15 protein-coding genes are annotated in these 17,595 nt (G+C 60.7%); 10 read left to right on the top strand and 5 right to left on the bottom strand.

What is annotated here, in order from left to right; all coding sequences use genetic code 11:
• Positions 1-126 precede the first annotated feature (126 nt).
• The 3 genes from H621_RS0105250 to H621_RS0105240 all read right to left on the bottom strand — a co-directional run bounded on the left by H621_RS0105250 (position 127) and on the right by H621_RS0105240 (position 2,562).
• Positions 127-441: a DUF2388 domain-containing protein gene (locus tag H621_RS0105250; protein WP_028942357.1), complete on the bottom strand. Its 315-nt coding sequence runs from the start codon at positions 439-441 to the stop codon at positions 127-129.
• 53 nt (positions 442-494) lie between these two features.
• Complete coding sequence (locus H621_RS0105245; RefSeq protein ID WP_028942356.1) at positions 495-2,156, bottom strand: GspE/PulE family protein; 1,662 nt, start codon at positions 2,154-2,156, stop codon at positions 495-497.
• Positions 2,157-2,244: 88 nt separating this feature from the next.
• On the bottom strand, positions 2,245-2,562 hold the full coding sequence (locus tag H621_RS0105240; protein ID WP_051270455.1) for a hypothetical protein: 318 nt from the start codon (positions 2,560-2,562) through the stop codon (positions 2,245-2,247).
• 125 nt (positions 2,563-2,687) lie between these two features.
• On the opposite strand from H621_RS0105240, the gene H621_RS0105235 reads away from it, so the two are divergent.
• Positions 2,688-3,158 carry an Lrp/AsnC family transcriptional regulator gene (locus H621_RS0105235; RefSeq protein ID WP_028942354.1) on the top strand — a complete coding sequence of 157 codons (471 nt, stop codon included), beginning with the start codon at positions 2,688-2,690 and terminating at the stop codon, positions 3,156-3,158.
• A 3-nt stretch (positions 3,159-3,161) separates the two neighbouring features.
• Here H621_RS0105235 and H621_RS0105230 read toward each other — a convergent pair whose 3' ends face one another.
• Positions 3,162-4,553, bottom strand: a complete 1,392-nt coding sequence (locus tag H621_RS0105230; protein WP_028942353.1) for a CYTH domain-containing protein — start codon at positions 4,551-4,553, stop codon at positions 3,162-3,164.
• 125 nt (positions 4,554-4,678) lie between these two features.
• On the opposite strand from H621_RS0105230, the gene argE reads away from it, so the two are divergent.
• Complete coding sequence (gene argE, locus H621_RS0105225) at positions 4,679-5,836, top strand: acetylornithine deacetylase (protein WP_028942352.1); 1,158 nt, start codon at positions 4,679-4,681, stop codon at positions 5,834-5,836.
• Between the two features lie 115 nt (positions 5,837-5,951).
• Complete coding sequence (argA, locus tag H621_RS0105220; RefSeq protein WP_028942351.1) at positions 5,952-7,250, top strand: amino-acid N-acetyltransferase; 1,299 nt, start codon at positions 5,952-5,954, stop codon at positions 7,248-7,250.
• A gap of 58 nt (positions 7,251-7,308) precedes the next feature.
• On the opposite strand, the gene H621_RS0105215 is transcribed toward argA, so the two are convergent.
• Entirely contained in the window at positions 7,309-8,685 is a 1,377-nt protein-coding gene (locus tag H621_RS0105215) for a glutamine synthetase family protein (protein ID WP_028942350.1), read from the bottom strand.
• A 602-nt stretch (positions 8,686-9,287) separates the two neighbouring features.
• Here H621_RS0105215 and H621_RS0105210 point away from each other — a divergent pair.
• The 7 genes from H621_RS0105210 to H621_RS0105180 all read left to right on the top strand — a co-directional run bounded on the left by H621_RS0105210 (position 9,288) and on the right by H621_RS0105180 (position 17,581).
• Positions 9,288-10,646: a glutamine synthetase family protein gene (locus H621_RS0105210; protein ID WP_028942349.1), complete on the top strand. Its 1,359-nt coding sequence runs from the start codon at positions 9,288-9,290 to the stop codon at positions 10,644-10,646.
• Positions 10,647-10,693: 47 nt separating this feature from the next.
• Positions 10,694-12,052, top strand: coding sequence for an aspartate aminotransferase family protein (locus tag H621_RS0105205; RefSeq protein WP_028942348.1), 1,359 nt, complete (start codon positions 10,694-10,696; stop codon positions 12,050-12,052).
• Positions 12,053-12,221: 169 nt separating this feature from the next.
• Complete coding sequence (locus H621_RS0105200; protein WP_028942347.1) at positions 12,222-13,319, top strand: polyamine ABC transporter substrate-binding protein; 1,098 nt, start codon at positions 12,222-12,224, stop codon at positions 13,317-13,319.
• Between the two features lie 161 nt (positions 13,320-13,480).
• Positions 13,481-14,575, top strand: a complete 1,095-nt coding sequence (locus tag H621_RS0105195; protein WP_028942346.1) for a polyamine ABC transporter substrate-binding protein — start codon at positions 13,481-13,483, stop codon at positions 14,573-14,575.
• A gap of 59 nt (positions 14,576-14,634) precedes the next feature.
• Entirely contained in the window at positions 14,635-15,777 is a 1,143-nt protein-coding gene (potA, locus tag H621_RS0105190; RefSeq protein WP_028942345.1) for a polyamine ABC transporter ATP-binding protein, read from the top strand.
• On the top strand, positions 15,774-16,694 hold the full coding sequence (locus tag H621_RS0105185; protein WP_028942344.1) for an ABC transporter permease subunit: 921 nt from the start codon (positions 15,774-15,776) through the stop codon (positions 16,692-16,694). Before potA ends, H621_RS0105185 begins: the two co-directional genes overlap by 4 nt.
• Entirely contained in the window at positions 16,691-17,581 is an 891-nt protein-coding gene (locus H621_RS0105180) for an ABC transporter permease subunit (protein WP_028942343.1), read from the top strand. Before H621_RS0105185 ends, H621_RS0105180 begins: the two co-directional genes overlap by 4 nt.
• Positions 17,582-17,595 lie beyond the last annotated feature (14 nt).

Below are 17,595 nucleotides of genomic sequence, written 5' to 3'. Positions count from 1 at the left end.
TGTGGCCGGACTTGCCGGCGATCGACCGCACAGCGGTCGTAGGTCAGCACGGGTCTCATCGCTGGCAAGCCAGGTCCCACAGGTTTTGTATGTGCCTGCAGGAGCGGGCTTGCTCCGCGACGTCTTTTATTCGCTTACGGCATTCTTGGCCAGAATTGCATTGGCCAGTTCCATGTCGCTCGCGTCCAGGCCTGGGTTGTCGGCCCGTACTTTCTGCATCGCCGCTTCCAGGTAGGGGCCACGGATATTGCCTTCGCTGGCAACAAAACTACCGGCATCGTCCTGGGCGGCAACAACCAGCTTGTGGTCCTTGAAGGTCAGGTAGGTGGAGCCGGTGGTTGCGCCTGAGGAAATGACATTGCGCCAGAACGTATCGGCCATGGCCGAACCGACAGGCAGGGACAGCAGGGCAAGGGTTGCGACTGCAAATTTGACACGCATTGCGGGTGACTCCAGCTGAGTTGAACTGAGCGCTTGGATCGAATCCCCTTGCTCTAGTTCCCCGGCGCCACCCGTAGCACTTCTGCCGTTGACGTCAGGCCCCGTGCCACCTTTTGTGCCCCGCTCTGGTGCAGGCTGCGCAGTCCCTCATCACATGCCTGGCGACGAAGTGCTGCCAGGTCGGCATCATTGCCGATACGGCGACCGAACGCGGCACTGACGCACAGCACTTCATGGATACCCGTACGCCCGTGATAGCCGGTTTGCCGGCATTCGTTACAGCCCCTGGCCTGATAGCCAGCCTCGAGCGCGGCTAGCGGCTGTTTGCAGGCAGGGCAGAGCGTGCGCACCAACCGCTGCGCCATCACCCCGATCAGCCCGGCCTTGATCAGGTGGGGCGCGATACCCAGCTCCAGCAGGCGGGTGATGGCGCTGCAGGCGTCGTTGGTGTGCAGGGTGGAAAACACCAGATGGCCGGTGAGCGCAGCCTGGAACGCCACCTGGGCGGTTTCCAGGTCACGTATTTCGCCGATCATGATGATGTCCGGATCTTGCCGCAGCAGGGCCCGGGCACCTTCTGCAAAGCCCAGGTCGATGGCCGGGTGAACCTGCAATTGATTGAACGTCGGTTCAACCATTTCGATCGGGTCTTCGACAGTACACAGATTGACCTCGGGTGTAGCCAGGTACTTGAGGGTGGCGTAAAGGGTGCTGGTCTTGCCAGAGCCCGTGGGGCCGGTTACCAGGATCAGGCCGTGCCGCTGTCCAATCACGCGCTGCCACAGTGTCAGGTCGTCGCCGTCCAGGCCCAATTGAGCAAAGTCCTGCTGCAACAGGAACGGATCGAAGAGGCGCAGCACCAGTTTTTCACCAAAGGGAGTGGGCAGGGTCGACAAGCGCAGCTCGACTTCGCTGCCGGCGGTGAGCCGGGTCTTGATCCTGCCGTCCTGTGGGCGCCGCTTTTCGGCGACATTCATGCGTCCCAGCGTTTTCAGGCGACTGACGACCGCCAGCGTGACGTCGGTGGGGAACTGGTAGATCGGGTGCAGCAATCCGTCGATGCGAAACCGCAGCTGGCCGTGATCGCGTCGGGGTTCGATGTGGATATCGCTGGCGCGCTGGTCGAAGGCGTACTGCAAAAGCCAGTCGACGATGGCGACAATATGGGTTTCTTCATTGTCGCGCCGGGCCGTGTTGCTGTTAGCCGCGTTGACCGACCGTGCAAGCTGGCAGAACGTCTGGCTGAACTGGCTGAACTGGCGGATCTGCGCGGGGCTGGCCAGGACGCGCTTGATCGGGCGGCGCAGCACCTGGCCAAGATCCACCTCCCAGGCCCGCACGAAGGGTTGCGCGCTGGCCACCGTGACGCAGTGGGCATCGACAGCGACGGCCAGTATTGCGTGGCGTCGGGCAAAGGCGGCAGACATCAGCTCAGCCGTCGCGCTCAGGTCAAGTTGCAGGGGGTCTATATACAGATAGGGCTGGCCGGCGCGCTCTGCCAACCACTGGCACAGGGTGTCGAGGTCAAGGCGTTGGCCGGCCCGGCGTGGGTCGGGCAGATGCTGGCGGGCGATCGGTTCGAGCGGGTGTTCATCCTCGGCCAGTCCTTGAGTGGCCAATAGTCGAGCGGCGGCAGGGGTAATGAGCTGGGCGTCGAGCAGGTCGGTCAGCAGGCTGTCCAAACTCAGCCAGTGGTCCTGAGGGGGAGTGGGCATGTGGCGTCCTTGCCGTTGCCTGAAGGGGTGGCAACGACAAGATTAGTCGACCGATTCAATCAGTGCGGTCGGCAAGCGACTTCAAGCATTACAAGGTATGCGCTGACTGCAGTCGGACATCGTCGACGCAAATAAGATTGCGCATTTTTTGAGCAATGAGCTCAGCCCGGTGCCAACTCAGCCCGGTGATGTCGATCTCGACCTCCAGCAGTTCGTCCTGTTGTTTCATCTGCACTTTGTGCGGGGTGAGGAACTGCAGTGCGAACAGGTTCAGTACGCGGCACAGGCTATCGGGCTCGGCCTCGACCTGCAGGTGGTAGCGCACGTTGCTGTGGGCAGTGCTGGCGGCCCAGACGTCTTCACGCAGCGGTGTGAGGGGGCTGTCGAAACGTTCGAGTGCGCTCATGGGAATCTCCGGTGTCAGTGGGGAAATTTTTACATGCGCGTGCGGGAAATTTTTCTCTATGATCGGCAACTATCCAGAAATTACGAATTGATCAATTCGTCCGGTGCCGATCAAGAGGAAAAAATATGCAGAGTGAGTTAGACGCCTATGATCGTCGCATCCTGGCCCTGTTGCAGGAGGATGCCTCGCTTTCCAGTGCGCAGATTGCCGAGCGGGTGGGGCTCTCGCAGTCGCCGTGCTGGCGGCGCATTCAGCGGATGAAGGAGGAGGGGGTGATTCGAGGCCAGGTGACCTTGCTCGATCGCAAGAAGATCGGCCTGAACACGCAGATTTTCGCCGAGGTCAAACTCAACGCCCATGGCCGCAGCAACTTTACCGAGTTCACCGAGGCGATTCGCGGTTTTCCCGAAGTGCTGGAGTGTTATGTGCTGATGGGCGCGGTGGACTTTCTGTTGCGTATTGTCACCCCGGACATCGAAGCCTACGAACGTTTCTTCTTCGAAAAGTTGTCGATGGTGCCGGGGATCCAGGAGGTCAACTCGATCGTGGCCTTGTCCGAAATCAAGTCCACGACGAGTCTGCCGGTGCTGCGCTGAGCCTTACTTGCGCAGCAAGTGCTTCCAGCCACGGCTCTGGAACACAGCCATCGCTTGGTCCGCACGGGCTTCGAGGACCTCGGTGCGCACATCAGCTTCCACTTCGTCGCTGATCGGCAGGTTGGCCAGCTCGTGCAGCTTGTTCAGCTCACCAAACAGGCGGTCCAGGTCCGGGCTCTCCAGCACCTGGCGGGCGTGGTGCAACCAGGCCAGCAGGCGCTCGATACGTGGCAGTTGCTCGGCCAGGTCTTCAGGTTGGCGATGGTACAGGGGCAGTTGCAGGTCCTTCGCTTCGTCAGCCAGCAGCACGTTCAGCCAGTTGGCCAGCTGTGCCGCACCTTGGCGGTCGCCGCGCTTGTTGCGCTCGACGGTCCAGCCGCGGGCCAGCAGCCAGCGCGAAGTTTCCAGGGAGAACTGGCCCCAGCGCGTGTCCAGCAACTCTTCGGCGAACTGCTCGGGCGCCGCACGGCGTACATCTTCGTCGTCGTTGCCGGCCAGTACCAGTGGGCGCCAGTCTTCCAGCAGCGCGTCGAGGCTGGCACGCAGGGCGCGGGTAGTCGCACGCGGTGCGGCCTGACCCAGGCTGCTGGCCAGGGCGCGCAGTTCGGACAGGGACTGGACCCAGTCCTGCAGCAGGCGCCAGTGGCCATTGAAACGATACTGCTCGGCCAGGCGCTGGCTGCTGCCCAGCAGTTGCCAGGCCAGGGCTGCGAAGGCGTCGTCCAGCGTCATTTCGGCATTCAGCTCGGCGCCTGGCAGGCTCAGGGCGTAGCTGCTCGGGTCGAGCAGGCGATAGCCGCGCTCGGCCTTGCTGATATCACACGGGAACAATGGCAGCGTGGCGGACAGCTCGGCGGCCAGTTCCAGCAGCGCCTCTGGCTCGCCTTCGCGCAGTTCCAGTTCCAGCTCGCAGATTTCTTCCTTCTGCTTGCCGGCGACTACGGTGCCCAGGTCCAGGGCCGCTTCGATCACCACTTTGGCCTTGCCGCGGCCCCAGGCGATTTCCGCGTATTCGCGGGTGAAATCGGTGGTGAACAGCGCCTTGATGGTCTTTTTGTCCACTTCGGCCAGCTCAGCCGGCCAGCATTGCTCGTCAAGTTTCTTCAGGTCCAGCTTGGCCTTGGGCAGCTCCCATTCGTGCTCGTTGCGCTGGGACAGGCCGGCGACGCTCTGGCCGCGGGTCTTGAGGGTCTGGATGACCACGTCACCGTCGCGGCGCAGGCGCAGGGCAACCTTGGCCGCGGCCAGGTCACGCTCCGGGGTATCGAAGTACTGGTTCAGCAGCTCGCGCTGCTGCCAGCCGGACTTGTTGCGCTTCTTCAGCAATGGGTGCTCGCGCAAGGCGGCGAGGGTCTCGCGGCTGACCCGCAGTTTGATTTCGGTTTCTTTATGCATTGCTGGTGATCCAGGCTCGAATGACAGGGAGCGTCGTGGGGCGCAGTGTACAGGAGTCGGCTCGTGGCGGTTTATTCCCGGTGCCCGATGGCCCTATGATGGGCCAAGCCCCGTGGAGAATGCGCATGCCGTTGCCATCGCTCAAAGACCAGTTCGCCGCGCTGATTGCCGCGCCCTCGGTCAGTTGTACCCAAGCTGCGCTGGATCAATCCAACCGTGCGGTGATCGACCTGCTGGCCGGCTGGCTGGGAGACCTGGGTTTTACCTGCGATATCCAGCAGGTTACGCCGGGCAAGTTCAACTTGCTGGCCTCCTACGGCAGCGGTCCGGGTGGGCTGGTGCTGGCCGGGCACAGCGATACCGTGCCTTACGATCCTGAACTGTGGCAGACCGATCCGCTGAAGCTGACCGAGGTAGACGGGCGCTGGGTCGGCCTTGGCAGTTGCGACATGAAGGGCTTCTTCGCCCTGATCATCGAGGCGGTGCAACCGCTGCTGGCTCACGATTTCAAGCAGCCGCTACTGATCCTCGCCACGTGCGACGAAGAGAGCTCGATGTCAGGTGCCCGGGCCCTGGCTGAAGCAGGCCGGCCATTGGGCCGGGCTGCCGTGATCGGCGAGCCGACCGGGCTCAAGCCGATTCGCCTGCACAAGGGCGTAATGATGGAACGCATCGATATTCTCGGCCGCAGTGGCCATTCGTCGGACCCAAGCCTGGGCCACAGTGCGCTCGAGGCCATGCACCAGGTCATGGGCGAACTGATGGAGCTGCGCCGGCAATGGCAGAAAGAATTCAACAACGCTCAGTTCAGCGTGCCGCAGCCGACGATGAATTTCGGTTGTATCCATGGCGGTGACAACCCCAACCGGATCTGCGGCCAGTGTGCCCTGGAGTTCGACTTGCGGCCATTGCCGGGCATGGACCCGCAAGCGCTGCGCGCCGCCATCCGGCAGAAGCTGGTGCCGCTGGCCGAGCAGCATCAGGTAAAGATCGATTACGCGCCGCTGTTCCCGGAGGTGCCGCCGTTCGAGCAGGCGGCCGATGCCGAGCTGGTGCGGGTAGCCGAACGTCTGACCGGTCATCGGGCCGAAGCGGTAGCCTTCGGCACCGAAGCGCCTTATCTTCAGCGCCTGGGGTGTGAAACCCTGGTGCTGGGCCCTGGCGACATCGCCTGTGCCCACCAGCCGGGTGAGTACCTTGAAATGTCACGCTTGCAGCCTACCGTGCGTCTATTGCGTGAATTGATCGAACATTACTGCCTGAGCCCGGTCATTACCCGCTGAGTTCGGCCGTTTTCCCAAGGAGATTGCGCGTGACGCCAAGCCTGTTCCGACGATAACCCTTCGAGCGCTGTGTGCTTTCCCGTACTTGTCTCCACTCTCTACAGGCTCTGTGGTTATGCCCGAATACGTCAATTGGTTGCGTCATGCTTCGCCTTACATCAATGCCCACCGCGACTGCACCTTTGTGGTCATGCTTCCCGGAGACGGCGTCGAGCACCCCAACTTCGGCAATATCGTCCACGACCTGGTCCTGTTGCACAGCCTGGGGGTTCGCCTGGTGCTGGTGCATGGCTCGCGTCCGCAGATCGAAAGCCGCCTGACCAGCCGCGGCCTGACCCCGCACTACCATCGCGGCATGCGCATCACCGATGCCGCGACCCTGGAATGTGTGATCGACGCCGTGGGGCACCTGCGCATCGCTATCGAGGCGCGCCTGTCGATGGACATGGCTGCCTCGCCGATGCAGGGTTCGCGCTTGCGGGTAGCCGCAGGCAACTTGGTCACCGCGCGGCCGATCGGCGTTGTCGAAGGGGTGGATTACCACCACACCGGCGAAGTGCGCCGGGTTGACCGCAAAGGTATCAACCGCCTGCTCGACGAGCGTTCGATCGTGCTGTTGTCGCCATTGGGCTACTCGCCCACGGGCGAGATCTTCAACCTGGCCTGTGAGGATGTCGCCACCCGTGCGGCCATCGAACTGGGCGCCGACAAGCTGCTTTTGTTCGGAGCTGAGCGTGGCTTGCTCGACGAGCAGGGGCGGCTGGTGCGTGAACTGCGTCCGCAGCAGGTACCCGCGCACTTGCAGCGCCTGGGCAGCGACTACCAGGGCGAGCTGCTCGATGCGGCGGCCGAAGCCTGCCGGGGCGGCGTGGCGCGCAGTCACATCGTCAGCTACGCCGAAGACGGCGCTTTGCTGACCGAGTTGTTCACCCGTGACGGTGGCGGCACCCTGGTGGCCCAGGAGCAATTCGAGAAGGTGCGCGAGGCGGCGATCGAGGATGTCGGTGGTTTGCTCGACCTGATCAGCCCGCTGGAAGAGCAGGGCATTCTGGTGCGTCGTTCACGCGAGGTACTGGAGCGCGAGATCGAGCAGTTCAGCGTGGTTGAGCGCGAAGGCATGATCATCGCCTGTGCGGCGTTGTACCCGATTGCAGACTCCGAGGCCGGAGAGCTGGCGTGCCTGGCGGTGAACCCTGAGTACCGCCATGGCGGGCGCGGTGACGAGTTGCTGGAACGCATCGAGACGCGGGCGCGGGAGATGGGGCTCAATACGCTGTTCGTGCTGACGACGCGTACGGCGCACTGGTTCCGGGAGCGGGGGTTTGTGCCGAGCGGAGTCGAGCGACTGCCGGCGGCGCGGGCGTCACTGTACAACTATCAGCGTAATTCGAAGATTTTCGAGAAGTCGCTTTAAATGCATCGCGGGGCCAGCCCGCTCCTACAGTAGGAGTGGGCTGGCCCCGCGATTGCATTCATACGGTATGCAGATACCAGTTGTACTCAAGGTCGGAGATGGAGTGTTCGAACTCCTCCAGCTCACTTTCCTTGCAGGCCACGAAGATATCGATGTACTTCGGATCGATGTACTTGGCCAGGATCTCGCTGTCGTCCAGCTCGCGCAGTGCATCGCGCAGGTTGTTCGGCAGGCTCTGCTCGTTCTGCTCGTAGGAGTTGCCTTCGGTCGGCGCACCCGGCTCGACCTTGTTGGTCAGGCCATGGTGGACACCGGCCAGCACGGCCGCCATCAGCAGGTACGGGTTGGCATCGGCGCCGGCAACCCGGTGTTCGATGCGCACGGCGTCTGGCGTGCCGGTTGGAACGCGCAGGGCAACGGTACGGTTGTCCAGGCCCCAGCTTGGCGAGTTCGGTACGTAGAACTGGGCACCGAAACGGCGGTACGAGTTGACGTTCGGGCACAGGAACGCCATCGACGCCGGTAGGGTCTCGAGCACACCGCCGATCGCGTGACGCAGTGCGGCGTTCTGCTCGGGATCCTCGCTGGTGAAGATGTTCTTGCCATCTTTGTCCAGCACCGAAATATGGACATGCAGACCATTACCCGCCTGGCCCGGATAGGGCTTGGCCATGAAGGTGGTGTCCATCTCATGGTCGTAGGCGATGTTCTTGATCAGGCGCTTGAGCAATACCGCGTAGTCGCAGGCCTTCATCGGGTCGGCAACGTGGTGCAGGTTGACTTCGAACTGCGCCGGAGCGCTTTCCTTGACGATGGCGTCGGCAGGGATGCCCTGTTCCTTGGCGCCTTCGAGGATGTCCTGCAGGCAGTCGACGTATTCGTCCAGATCGTCGATCAGGTAAACCTGGGTCGACATCGGGCGTTTGCCGGAGATGGGCGAGCGCGGTGGCTGTGGGCGACCGTTCACGTTCTCCTGGTCGATCAGGTAGAACTCCAGCTCGAACGCGGCGCAAATGGTCAGGCCCATCTCGTCGAACTTGCTCACGACCTGGCGCAGGACTTCCCGCGGGTCGGCAAAGAACGGCTCGCCTTCGAGTTCGTGCATGGTCATCAGCAGTTGCGCGGTTGGGCGCTTCTGCCAGGGTTCGTTGGACAGGGTGTCCGGGATTGGATAGCAGATGCGGTCGGCATCGCCGATGTCCAGGCCCAGGCCGGTGCTTTCGACCGTGGAGCCGTTGATATCCAATGCGAAGAGGGAGGCCGGCAGGTTGATGCCTTTCTCGTAAACCTTGTGGAGGCTGGTGCGCTCGATGCGCTTGCCACGCACCACACCATTCATATCTGCAATCAGAAGGTCAACGTAGAGAACCTCAGGATGTTCCTTAAGGAACGCGTTCGCTTCGTTAAGCTGAACGGCACGCGGGGGTACCGACATGATGCAACACCTTTGTTGTTAAAAATATCAATCAATGGGGGCTTGCAGGTTCAGTCAATCCGAAAGCCATGCTGAAGTCAAGCCAACCCCATGATGCCCTAAAATGGCCTCGCAGCGGCATTTTTGCTGCAATAGAGGGCATGAGCAAGGACTCCTTTCGTACGGTATCGGCTGTTTTGAGCGTGCCGTGTTCTATTTTTTACGGGGGTGTTGTGTAAAAAAATGAACAACGCTAAGCTCGGTGGCAACCCATAACATCAATAATACCGGGGGTTACATGTCACGCTTGCCGACAACTGGCATCACCGTCTGCCGTTCGCAGATTGGTTTGCACGCATTCCTCGCGAGTGGCCAACGCCATGCGCCAGCGGCGTGCGCCCCGGCTGAAATAATTGACGGCTTGAGCGTCCTGCTCGCTGTCCACGCCTCTTCAAACGACCTCTGCCTTCACTATAGCGGGCTCATCAGCCTTGCGGGTAATACCCGTCGCGGTCTCCCTGCGTCTGGCTTTTGCTTTAGCTCCGAGGGGCATCCAGAATGTCTGGGACGGCCCACTCCGGGTGTCCTGACGACTGTCCAGACATTTACCTCCTGAGGTATTTATGAGTAACAACCTCGACCAGCTCACCGATTGGTTGAAAGAACACAAGATCACCGAAGTGGAGTGCTTGATCAGCGACCTCACCGGGATCACCCGTGGCAAGATTTCTCCAACCAACAAGTTCATCGCCGAAAAAGGCATGCGCTTGCCCGAGAGTGTCTTGCTGCAGACGGTTACCGGCGACTATGTCGACGATGACATCTATTACGAGCTGCTGGACCCGGCGGACATCGACATGATCTGCCGCCCTGACGAGAACGCGGTGTTTCTCGTGCCCTGGGCCATCGAGCCTACGGCCCAGGTGATCCATGACACCTACGACAAGCAGGGCAACCCGGTCGAGCTGTCGCCGCGCAACGTCCTCAAGAAGGTACTCAAGCTCTATGCCGACAAAGGCTGGCAGCCGATCGTGGCGCCGGAGATGGAGTTCTACCTGACCAAACGCTGCGAAGACCCGGACTTCCCGCTGCAGCCGCCAATCGGTCGTTCCGGCCGGCCGGAAACCGGCCGCCAGTCGTTCTCCATTGAAGCCGCCAACGAATTCGACCCGCTGTTCGAGGATGTCTACGACTGGTGCGAGCTGCAGAACCTGGACCTTGACACGCTGATCCACGAAGACGGCACTGCGCAGATGGAAATCAACTTCCGTCACGGCAACGCCCTGGCCCTGGCCGACCAGATCCTGGTGTTCAAGCGGACCATGCGTGAAGCGGCGCTCAAGCACAACGTCGCCGCCACCTTCATGGCCAAGCCCATGACCGGCGAGCCTGGCAGTGCCATGCACTTGCACCAGAGCATCATCGACGTACATACCGGCAAGAACATCTTCTCCGATGAAGATGGCCGCATGAGCGAGCTGTTCCTCAATCACGTCGGTGGTCTGCAGAAGTTCATCCCGGTGGTACTGCCGCTCTTCGCCCCGAACGTCAACTCCTTCCGCCGCTTCCTGCCCGACACCTCGGCGCCGGTAAACGTCGAGTGGGGCGAGGAGAACCGTACCGTGGGCCTGCGCGTACCGGATGCCGGCCCGCAGAACCGCCGCGTGGAAAACCGCTTGCCTGGCGCTGACGCCAACCCGTACCTGGCAATCGCCGCCAGTTTGTTGTGCGGCTACATCGGCATGGTCGAAGGCATCAAGCCTAGTGCGCCAGTGCAAGGCCGTGGTTACGAGCGGCGCAACCTGCGCCTGCCGCTGACCATCGAGGATGCGCTGGAGCGGATGGAAAACTGCCAGGCCCTGGAGCCGTACCTGGGCAAGAAATTCATCACCGGCTACGTCGCCACCAAGCGCGCCGAACATGAAAACTTCAAACGCGTAATCAGCTCCTGGGAACGTGAGTTCCTGCTGTTTGCGGTCTGATCAACCCGGAGCCGCAGGACCGCGGCCGTCAGAAAACGGAGAAGCACATGAGTGTCAACAACCCGCAAACCCGCGAGTGGCAAGACCTGAGCCGTGATCATCACCTGGCGCCTTTCAGTGACTACAAACAATTGAAAGAGAAGGGGCCGCGCATCATCACAAAAGCTGAAGGTGTTCACTTGTGGGACAGCGAGGGTAACAAAATCCTCGACGGCATGGCGGGCCTGTGGTGTGTGGCCGTTGGCTACGGCCGTGAAGAGCTGGTGGAAGTCGCTGCCAAGCAGATGCGCGAGCTGCCGTACTACAACCTGTTTTTCCAGACCGCTCACCCGCCGGCACTGGAACTGGCCAAGGCCGTTTCCGCCGTGGCGCCAAAAGGCATGACCCATGTGTTCTTCACCGGCTCCGGCTCCGAAGGCAACGACACCAACCTGCGCATGGTCCGCCATTACTGGGCGCTCAAGGGCAAGCCGCAAAAGCAGGTAATCATCGGCCGTATCAACGGTTATCACGGTTCCACCGTGGCCGGCGCTGCCCTGGGTGGCATGAGCGGCATGCATGCTCAGGGCGGCACGCTGCCGGGCATCGAGCATATCCCGCAGCCTTACTGGTTCGGTGAAGGCGGCGACATGACCCCGGACGAGTTCGGTGTGTGGGCAGCCGAGCAACTGGAAAAGAAAATCCTCGAAGTCGGTGAAGACAACGTCGCCGCCTTTATCGCCGAGCCGATCCAGGGCGCGGGCGGGGTGATCATTCCGCCAGACACCTACTGGCCGAAGATCAAGGAGATCCTGGCCAAGTACGACATCCTGTTCATTGCCGACGAAGTGATCTGCGGCTTCGGTCGCACCGGCGAGTGGTTCGGCTCCGATTATTACGACCTCAAGCCTGACCTGATGACCATCGCCAAGGGCCTGACCTCCGGTTACATCCCCATGGGTGGTGTGATCGTGCGTGACGAAGTGGCCAAGGTGCTCTCCGAAGGTGGCGACTTCAACCACGGCTTCACTTACTCCGGTCACCCGGTGGCGGCTGCGGTGGGCCTGGAAAACCTGCGAATCCTGCGCGACGAGAAAATTATCGAGCGCGTGCAGGAGGAAACGGCACCGTATTTGCAAAAACGTCTGCGCGAGCTGAACGATCACCCGTTGGTGGGTGAAGTGCGCGGCCTGGGCATGCTCGGTGCAATCGAACTGGTCAAGGACAAGGCAATCCGCACCCGTTATGAAGGCCAGGGCGCCGGCATGATCTGCCGCCAGCACTGCTTCGACAACGGTTTGATCATGCGCGCCGTGGGCGACACCATGATCATTGCACCACCGCTGGTCATCAGCCATGAAGAGATCGACGAGTTGGTTGAAAAGGCACGCAAATGCCTGGACTTGACGCTCGAAGCGCTGAAATAGCCAAGTGCTAGGCTAGCGTAATGGCATCATCGTGATTCAAGGCGCGCTTTTGTTGAAAGAGCGCCTTGGAACTTGCCAGACTAGCGACTGTTTCAGTCGCCCAGTGCTTGCGCCGTAGAGAGCCGGCCGCTGAACAGATGGCTTAACAAAAAATTCTGGAGCATTACGCATGAAGAAATTGGGCAAGACGTTGTTGGCTGTGTCCCTGATGGGCGCCATGGCCAGTGCTGTTCAGGCGGATGACAAAGTGCTGCACGTATACAACTGGTCCGATTACATCGCACCGGATACCGTCGCCAAGTTCGAAAAGCAGTCGGGTATCAAGGTTGTCTATGACGTCTTCGACAGCAACGAAACCCTGGAAGCCAAGTTGCTGGCGGGCAAGTCCGGTTACGACGTGGTCGTACCGTCCAACAACTTCCTGGCCAAGCAAATCAAGGCGGGCGTTTATCAGGAACTGGACCGTTCCAAGTTGCCGAACTGGAAGAACCTCGACGAAGACCTGCTCAAGGCCGTTGGTGATGCCAGCGACCCGGGCAACAAATATGCGTTCCCCTACATGTGGGGCTCCATCGGTATCGGTTACAACCCGGAGAAGGTCAAGGCTGCACTGGGCGTCGACAAGATCGACTCCTGGGATGTGGTGTTCAAGCCGGAAAACATCGAGAAGCTCAAGAGCTGCGGCGTAAGCTTCCTCGACGCTCCGACCGAGATGATCCCGGCGGCGCTGCACTACCTCGGCAAACCCACCAACAGCACCGACAAAGCTGACCTCAAGGCCGCAGAAGAGCTGTTCCTGAAAGTGCGTCCGTCGATCGCCTACTTCCACTCTTCCAAGTACATCTCGGACCTGGCCAACGGCAACATCTGCGTGGCCGTGGGCTACTCGGGTGACCTGGAGCAGTCCAAGGCCCGTGCCCACGAGGCCGGTGACAAGGTCAAGCTGGACTACATCATTCCGAAAGAAGGCGCGGGTACTTTCTACGACATGGTTGCCATTCCCAAGGATGCCGCCAACGTCGACGCCGCCTACAAGTTCATGGACTTCCTGATGCAGCCGGAAGTCATGGCCGAGATCACCAATGCCGTGCGCTTCCCGAACGGCAACAAGGCGGCTACCCCGCTGGTGGACAAAGACATCTCGGGCGATCCAAGCATCTACCCACCGGCCGATGTGAAGAAACAGCTGTATGCAATTGCTGACCCGGGTGCCAAGGCCCAGCGCGAAATCACTCGCAGCTGGACCAAGATCAAATCGGGCAAGTAAGCACGCGTTACCACTGGGCGTGGTGTCAATCACGTCCAGTGGCTTCAGCAGGTAAATTTTTTTTGCGACAAGAGTGCATCGAAGGTAAGTTGCGCGCCGGTTTGCGTTTACGGCAGGTGTTTCTGTCGTTTGCCACTGGCACTATTGTGAGGACCTCCCACTTGTCTATTTCTGTATTTCGCAAGGCCATGCTGGCTGGAGCGGGTCTGACGCTGGCATTCAGCGTCCAAGCGGCGCCCACGGTGCACATTTATAACTGGTCGGACTATATCGGTGAGACCACGCTCGCAGACTTCGAGAAAGCCACCGGGATCAAACCGGTGCAGGATGTCTTCGATTCCAACGAAACCCTGGAAGGCAAGTTGCTGGCCGGTCGCACCGGCTATGACGTGGTAGTGCCGTCCAACCATTTTCTCGGCAAGCAGATCAAGGCGGGCGCGTTCCAGAAACTCGACAAGTCGTTGCTGCCGAACTACTCGAACCTGGACCCTGCGCTACTGAAGCGCCTGGAAAAGAACGATCCGGGCAACCAGTACGCCGTGCCTTACCTGTGGGGCACCAATGGCATCGGCTATAACGTCGAGAAGGTCAAGGCCGCGCTGGGAACCGACAAGATCGACTCCTGGGCCATGCTGTTCGAACCGGAAAACATCAAGAAGCTCTCCAAGTGCGGTGTCGCCTTCCTCGACTCGGCTGACGAGATGCTGCCGGCAGTACTCAACTACATGGGGCGCGACCCCAACAGCACCAACCCCAAGGACTACGCCGACGCCGAGAAAAAGCTCCTGGCCGTGCGTCCCTACGTGACCTACTTCCACTCCTCCAAATACATCTCCGACCTGGCCAACGGCGACATCTGCGTGGCCGCCGGCTTCTCCGGCGATGTGTTCCAGGCCAAGTCCCGCGCCGAAGAAGCCGGCAAGGGAGTGGACGTGGCGTATGTAATTCCCAAGGAGGGCGGAAACCTCTGGTTCGACATGCTGGCGATCCCCAAGGACTCCACCAATGTCAAAGAGGCCCACGCCTTCATCAACTATTTGCTGCAGCCTGAGGTCATTGCCCAGGTCAGCGATTACGTCGGTTATGCCAACCCGAACCTCAAGGCTGGCGATCTGATGGACCAGAGCGTACGAACCGACGCAGCGGTTTACCCACCGCAAGAAGTGCTGGACAAGTTGTACGTCAACTCTGAGCTACCGCCCAAAGTGCAACGTTTGATGACCCGTAGCTGGACCAAGGTCAAGTCGGGCAAGTAAATATCCAGGGTCCGTCACGGCAGGGGCGGACGCAAAAAATCTTGTTGGGAGTTCCACACATGGCAGTTGCCTCCGGTGCCTATAAGAAAGCCCTCGAGGGCGATCAGCAACCTAAACAGGTGCTGGTCAAAATCGATCGGGTTACAAAAAAGTTCGACGAAACGGTCGCCGTGGACGATGTGTCCCTGGAAATCAAGAAGGGCGAGATCTTCGCCCTGCTGGGCGGTTCCGGTTCTGGTAAATCCACGTTGCTGCGCATGCTCGCCGGTTTCGAGCGTCCGACCGAAGGCCGGATCTTCCTCGATGGCGTAGACATCACCGATATGCCGCCCTACGAGCGGCCGATCAATATGATGTTCCAGTCCTATGCGCTGTTCCCGCACATGACCGTGGCGCAGAACATCGCCTTCGGCCTGCAGCAGGACCGCATGCCCAAGGCCGAGATCGACGCCCGTGTCGGCGAGATGCTCAAGCTTGTGCATATGACCCAGTACGCCAAGCGCAAGCCGCACCAGCTCTCGGGTGGCCAGCGTCAGCGTGTGGCTCTGGCCCGCTCCCTGGCCAAACGCCCGAAACTGCTGTTGCTCGACGAGCCGATGGGCGCACTGGACAAAAAACTGCGTTCGCAAATGCAGCTGGAACTGGTGGAAATCATCGAGCGCGTTGGCGTGACCTGCGTCATGGTGACCCACGACCAGGAAGAGGCCATGACCATGGCCCAGCGCATCGCCATCATGCACCTGGGCTGGATTGCCCAGATCGGCAGCCCGATCGACATCTACGAAACCCCGACCAGCCGACTGGTCTGCGAGTTCATCGGCAACGTCAACCTGTTCGACGGGGAAGTAGTCGAAGACGCCGAGGGCCACGCGGTGATTGCCAGCCCTGAGCTGGAGCGCAAGATCTACGTCGGCCACGGTGTCACCACCTCGGTCGAAGACAAACGCATCACCTATGCCCTGCGTCCGGAAAAACTGCTGGTCACCACCCAGCAACCGACCTGCGAGCACAACTGGTCGCGCGGCAAGGTCCACGACATTGCCTACCTGGGCGGTCACTCGGTGTTCTACGTCGAATTGCCTGGCGGGAAGATCGTCCAGTCGTTCGTCGCCAACGCCGAGCGCCAGGGCACCCGACCTACCTGGGATGACCAGGTCTACGTCTGGTGGGAAGACGACAGCGGCGTGGTACTGCGGTCATGAACATGCGCAAGCTCAAGCGAGCATTCAATCGAATAAAACCCGAAGGTCGCCATGTGGTGATCGGGGTGCCATTCATCTGGCTGTTCCTGTTCTTCATGCTGCCGTTCTTCATCGTCCTGAAAATCAGCTTCGCTGAAGCGGACGTGGCGATTCCGCCGTACACCGAGATCTACAGCTACGTCGAAGACAAGGTCCAACTGGTGCTCAACCTGGCCAACTACGGCCTGTTGACCGAGGATGAACTGTACATTTCGGCCTACCTGGGCTCGTTGAAGATGGCCTTCGTCAGCACGCTGCTGTGCCTGCTGATCGGCTACCCGATGGCCTATGCCATTGCCAATGCGCGCAAGGAAACCCAGACGGTCCTGTTGCTGCTGATCATGATGCCGACCTGGACCGCGATCCTGATCCGCGTTTATGCCTGGATGGGTATCCTCAGCAACAACGGGCTGCTCAATGCCTTCCTGATGTGGCTGGGGCTGATCGACCAGCCACTGCAGATCCTCAACACCAACCTTGCGGTGTATATCGGCGTGGTCTATTCGTACCTGCCGTTCATGATCCTGCCGCTCTACGCCAACCTGGTCAAACACGACCAGAGCCTACTCGAGGCGGCATCGGACCTGGGGTCGAGCACCTTCAACAGCTTCTGGAAAATCACCGTGCCGCTGTCGAAGAACGGCATCATCGCCGGCTGCATGCTGGTGTTCATTCCGGTGGTGGGCGAGTTCGTCATTCCTGAGCTGCTCGGCGGCCCGGAAACCCTGATGATCGGTAAAGTGTTGTGGCAAGAGTTCTTCAACAACCGCGACTGGCCGGTGGCGTCTGCCCTGGCGGTAGTGATGCTGGCGATCCTGATCGTGCCGATCCTGCTCTTCAACCGTAGTCAGGCCAAAGAGATGGAGGGCAGGGCATGAAGCGTTTCAGTTTCTCCAAACTGATGTTGGTCGTGGGCTTGCTGTTCATCTACCTGCCCATGCTGATTCTGGTGATCTACTCGTTCAACGCCTCCAAGCTGGTAACGGTGTGGGGCGGCTGGTCGGTGAAGTGGTACGTCGGCCTGCTCGACAACAGCCAGCTGATGGGCTCGGTGATGCGCTCGCTGGAGATCGCCTGCTACACCGCGATCGCCGCCGTGGCGCTGGGCACCCTGGCAGCCTTCGTGCTGACCCGGGTGACCCGCTTCAAGGGCCGTACCCTGTTCGGTGGCCTGGTCACCGCGCCGCTGGTAATGCCCGAGGTGATCACCGGTCTGTCGCTGTTGCTGCTGTTCGTGGCCATGGCGCAGATGATCGGCTGGCCGCAGGAGCGTGGCATTGTCACCATCTGGATCGCCCACACCACGTTCTGCGCTGCGTATGTGGCGGTAGTGGTGTCGGCCCGCCTGCGTGAACTGGACCTGTCCATCGAAGAGGCGGCCATGGACCTGGGTGCAAAACCGTGGAAGGTGTTCTTCCTGATCACCATCCCGATGATCGCGCCTTCGCTGGCGGCGGGCGGCATGATGTCCTTTGCCTTGTCGCTGGACGACCTGGTACTGGCCAGCTTCGTGTCGGGCCCAGGCTCGACCACCTTGCCGATGGAAGTCTTCTCTGCCGTGCGTCTGGGCGTGAAGCCGGAAATCAACGCCGTGGCCAGCCTGATCCTGCTGTCGGTGTCGCTGGTGACCTTCATGGTCTGGTACTTCAGCCGTCGCGCTGAAGAGCGTCGCCGCCGGGCGATCCAGCAAGCCATCGAAGAAAGCGCTGCCGACTCGTGGAAACAGCCGGACGTGCGTCGCGCGCCGGCGCCTGTTTCGGCGTGATGGATCGCGGGGCA

The sequence above is a fragment of the Pseudomonas vranovensis DSM 16006 genome (assembly GCF_000425805.1).
In the GTDB taxonomy this organism is placed as follows: Bacteria; Pseudomonadota; Gammaproteobacteria; order Pseudomonadales; family Pseudomonadaceae; genus Aquipseudomonas; species Aquipseudomonas vranovensis.
This window is presented reverse-complemented; position numbering and strand designations above follow the sequence as displayed.

Coding starts and splice junctions, on each gene's coding strand:
- H621_RS0105240 (WP_051270455.1), bottom strand. CDS start 2,562: ATGAGCGCACTCGAACGTTTCGACAGCCCCCTCACACCGCTGCGTGAA.
- H621_RS0105200 (WP_028942347.1), top strand. CDS start 12,222: ATGAAGAAATTGGGCAAGACGTTGTTGGCTGTGTCCCTGATGGGCGCC.
- H621_RS0105215 (WP_028942350.1), bottom strand. CDS start 8,685: ATGTCGGTACCCCCGCGTGCCGTTCAGCTTAACGAAGCGAACGCGTTC.
- H621_RS0105245 (WP_028942356.1), bottom strand. CDS start 2,156: ATGCCCACTCCCCCTCAGGACCACTGGCTGAGTTTGGACAGCCTGCTG.
- H621_RS0105180 (WP_028942343.1), top strand. CDS start 16,691: ATGAAGCGTTTCAGTTTCTCCAAACTGATGTTGGTCGTGGGCTTGCTG.
- H621_RS0105185 (WP_028942344.1), top strand. CDS start 15,774: ATGAACATGCGCAAGCTCAAGCGAGCATTCAATCGAATAAAACCCGAA.
- H621_RS0105230 (WP_028942353.1), bottom strand. CDS start 4,553: ATGCATAAAGAAACCGAAATCAAACTGCGGGTCAGCCGCGAGACCCTC.
- H621_RS0105250 (WP_028942357.1), bottom strand. CDS start 441: ATGCGTGTCAAATTTGCAGTCGCAACCCTTGCCCTGCTGTCCCTGCCT.
- argA (WP_028942351.1), top strand. CDS start 5,952: ATGCCCGAATACGTCAATTGGTTGCGTCATGCTTCGCCTTACATCAAT.
- H621_RS0105210 (WP_028942349.1), top strand. CDS start 9,288: ATGAGTAACAACCTCGACCAGCTCACCGATTGGTTGAAAGAACACAAG.
- H621_RS0105235 (WP_028942354.1), top strand. CDS start 2,688: ATGCAGAGTGAGTTAGACGCCTATGATCGTCGCATCCTGGCCCTGTTG.
- argE (WP_028942352.1), top strand. CDS start 4,679: ATGCCGTTGCCATCGCTCAAAGACCAGTTCGCCGCGCTGATTGCCGCG.
- H621_RS0105205 (WP_028942348.1), top strand. CDS start 10,694: ATGAGTGTCAACAACCCGCAAACCCGCGAGTGGCAAGACCTGAGCCGT.
- potA (WP_028942345.1), top strand. CDS start 14,635: ATGGCAGTTGCCTCCGGTGCCTATAAGAAAGCCCTCGAGGGCGATCAG.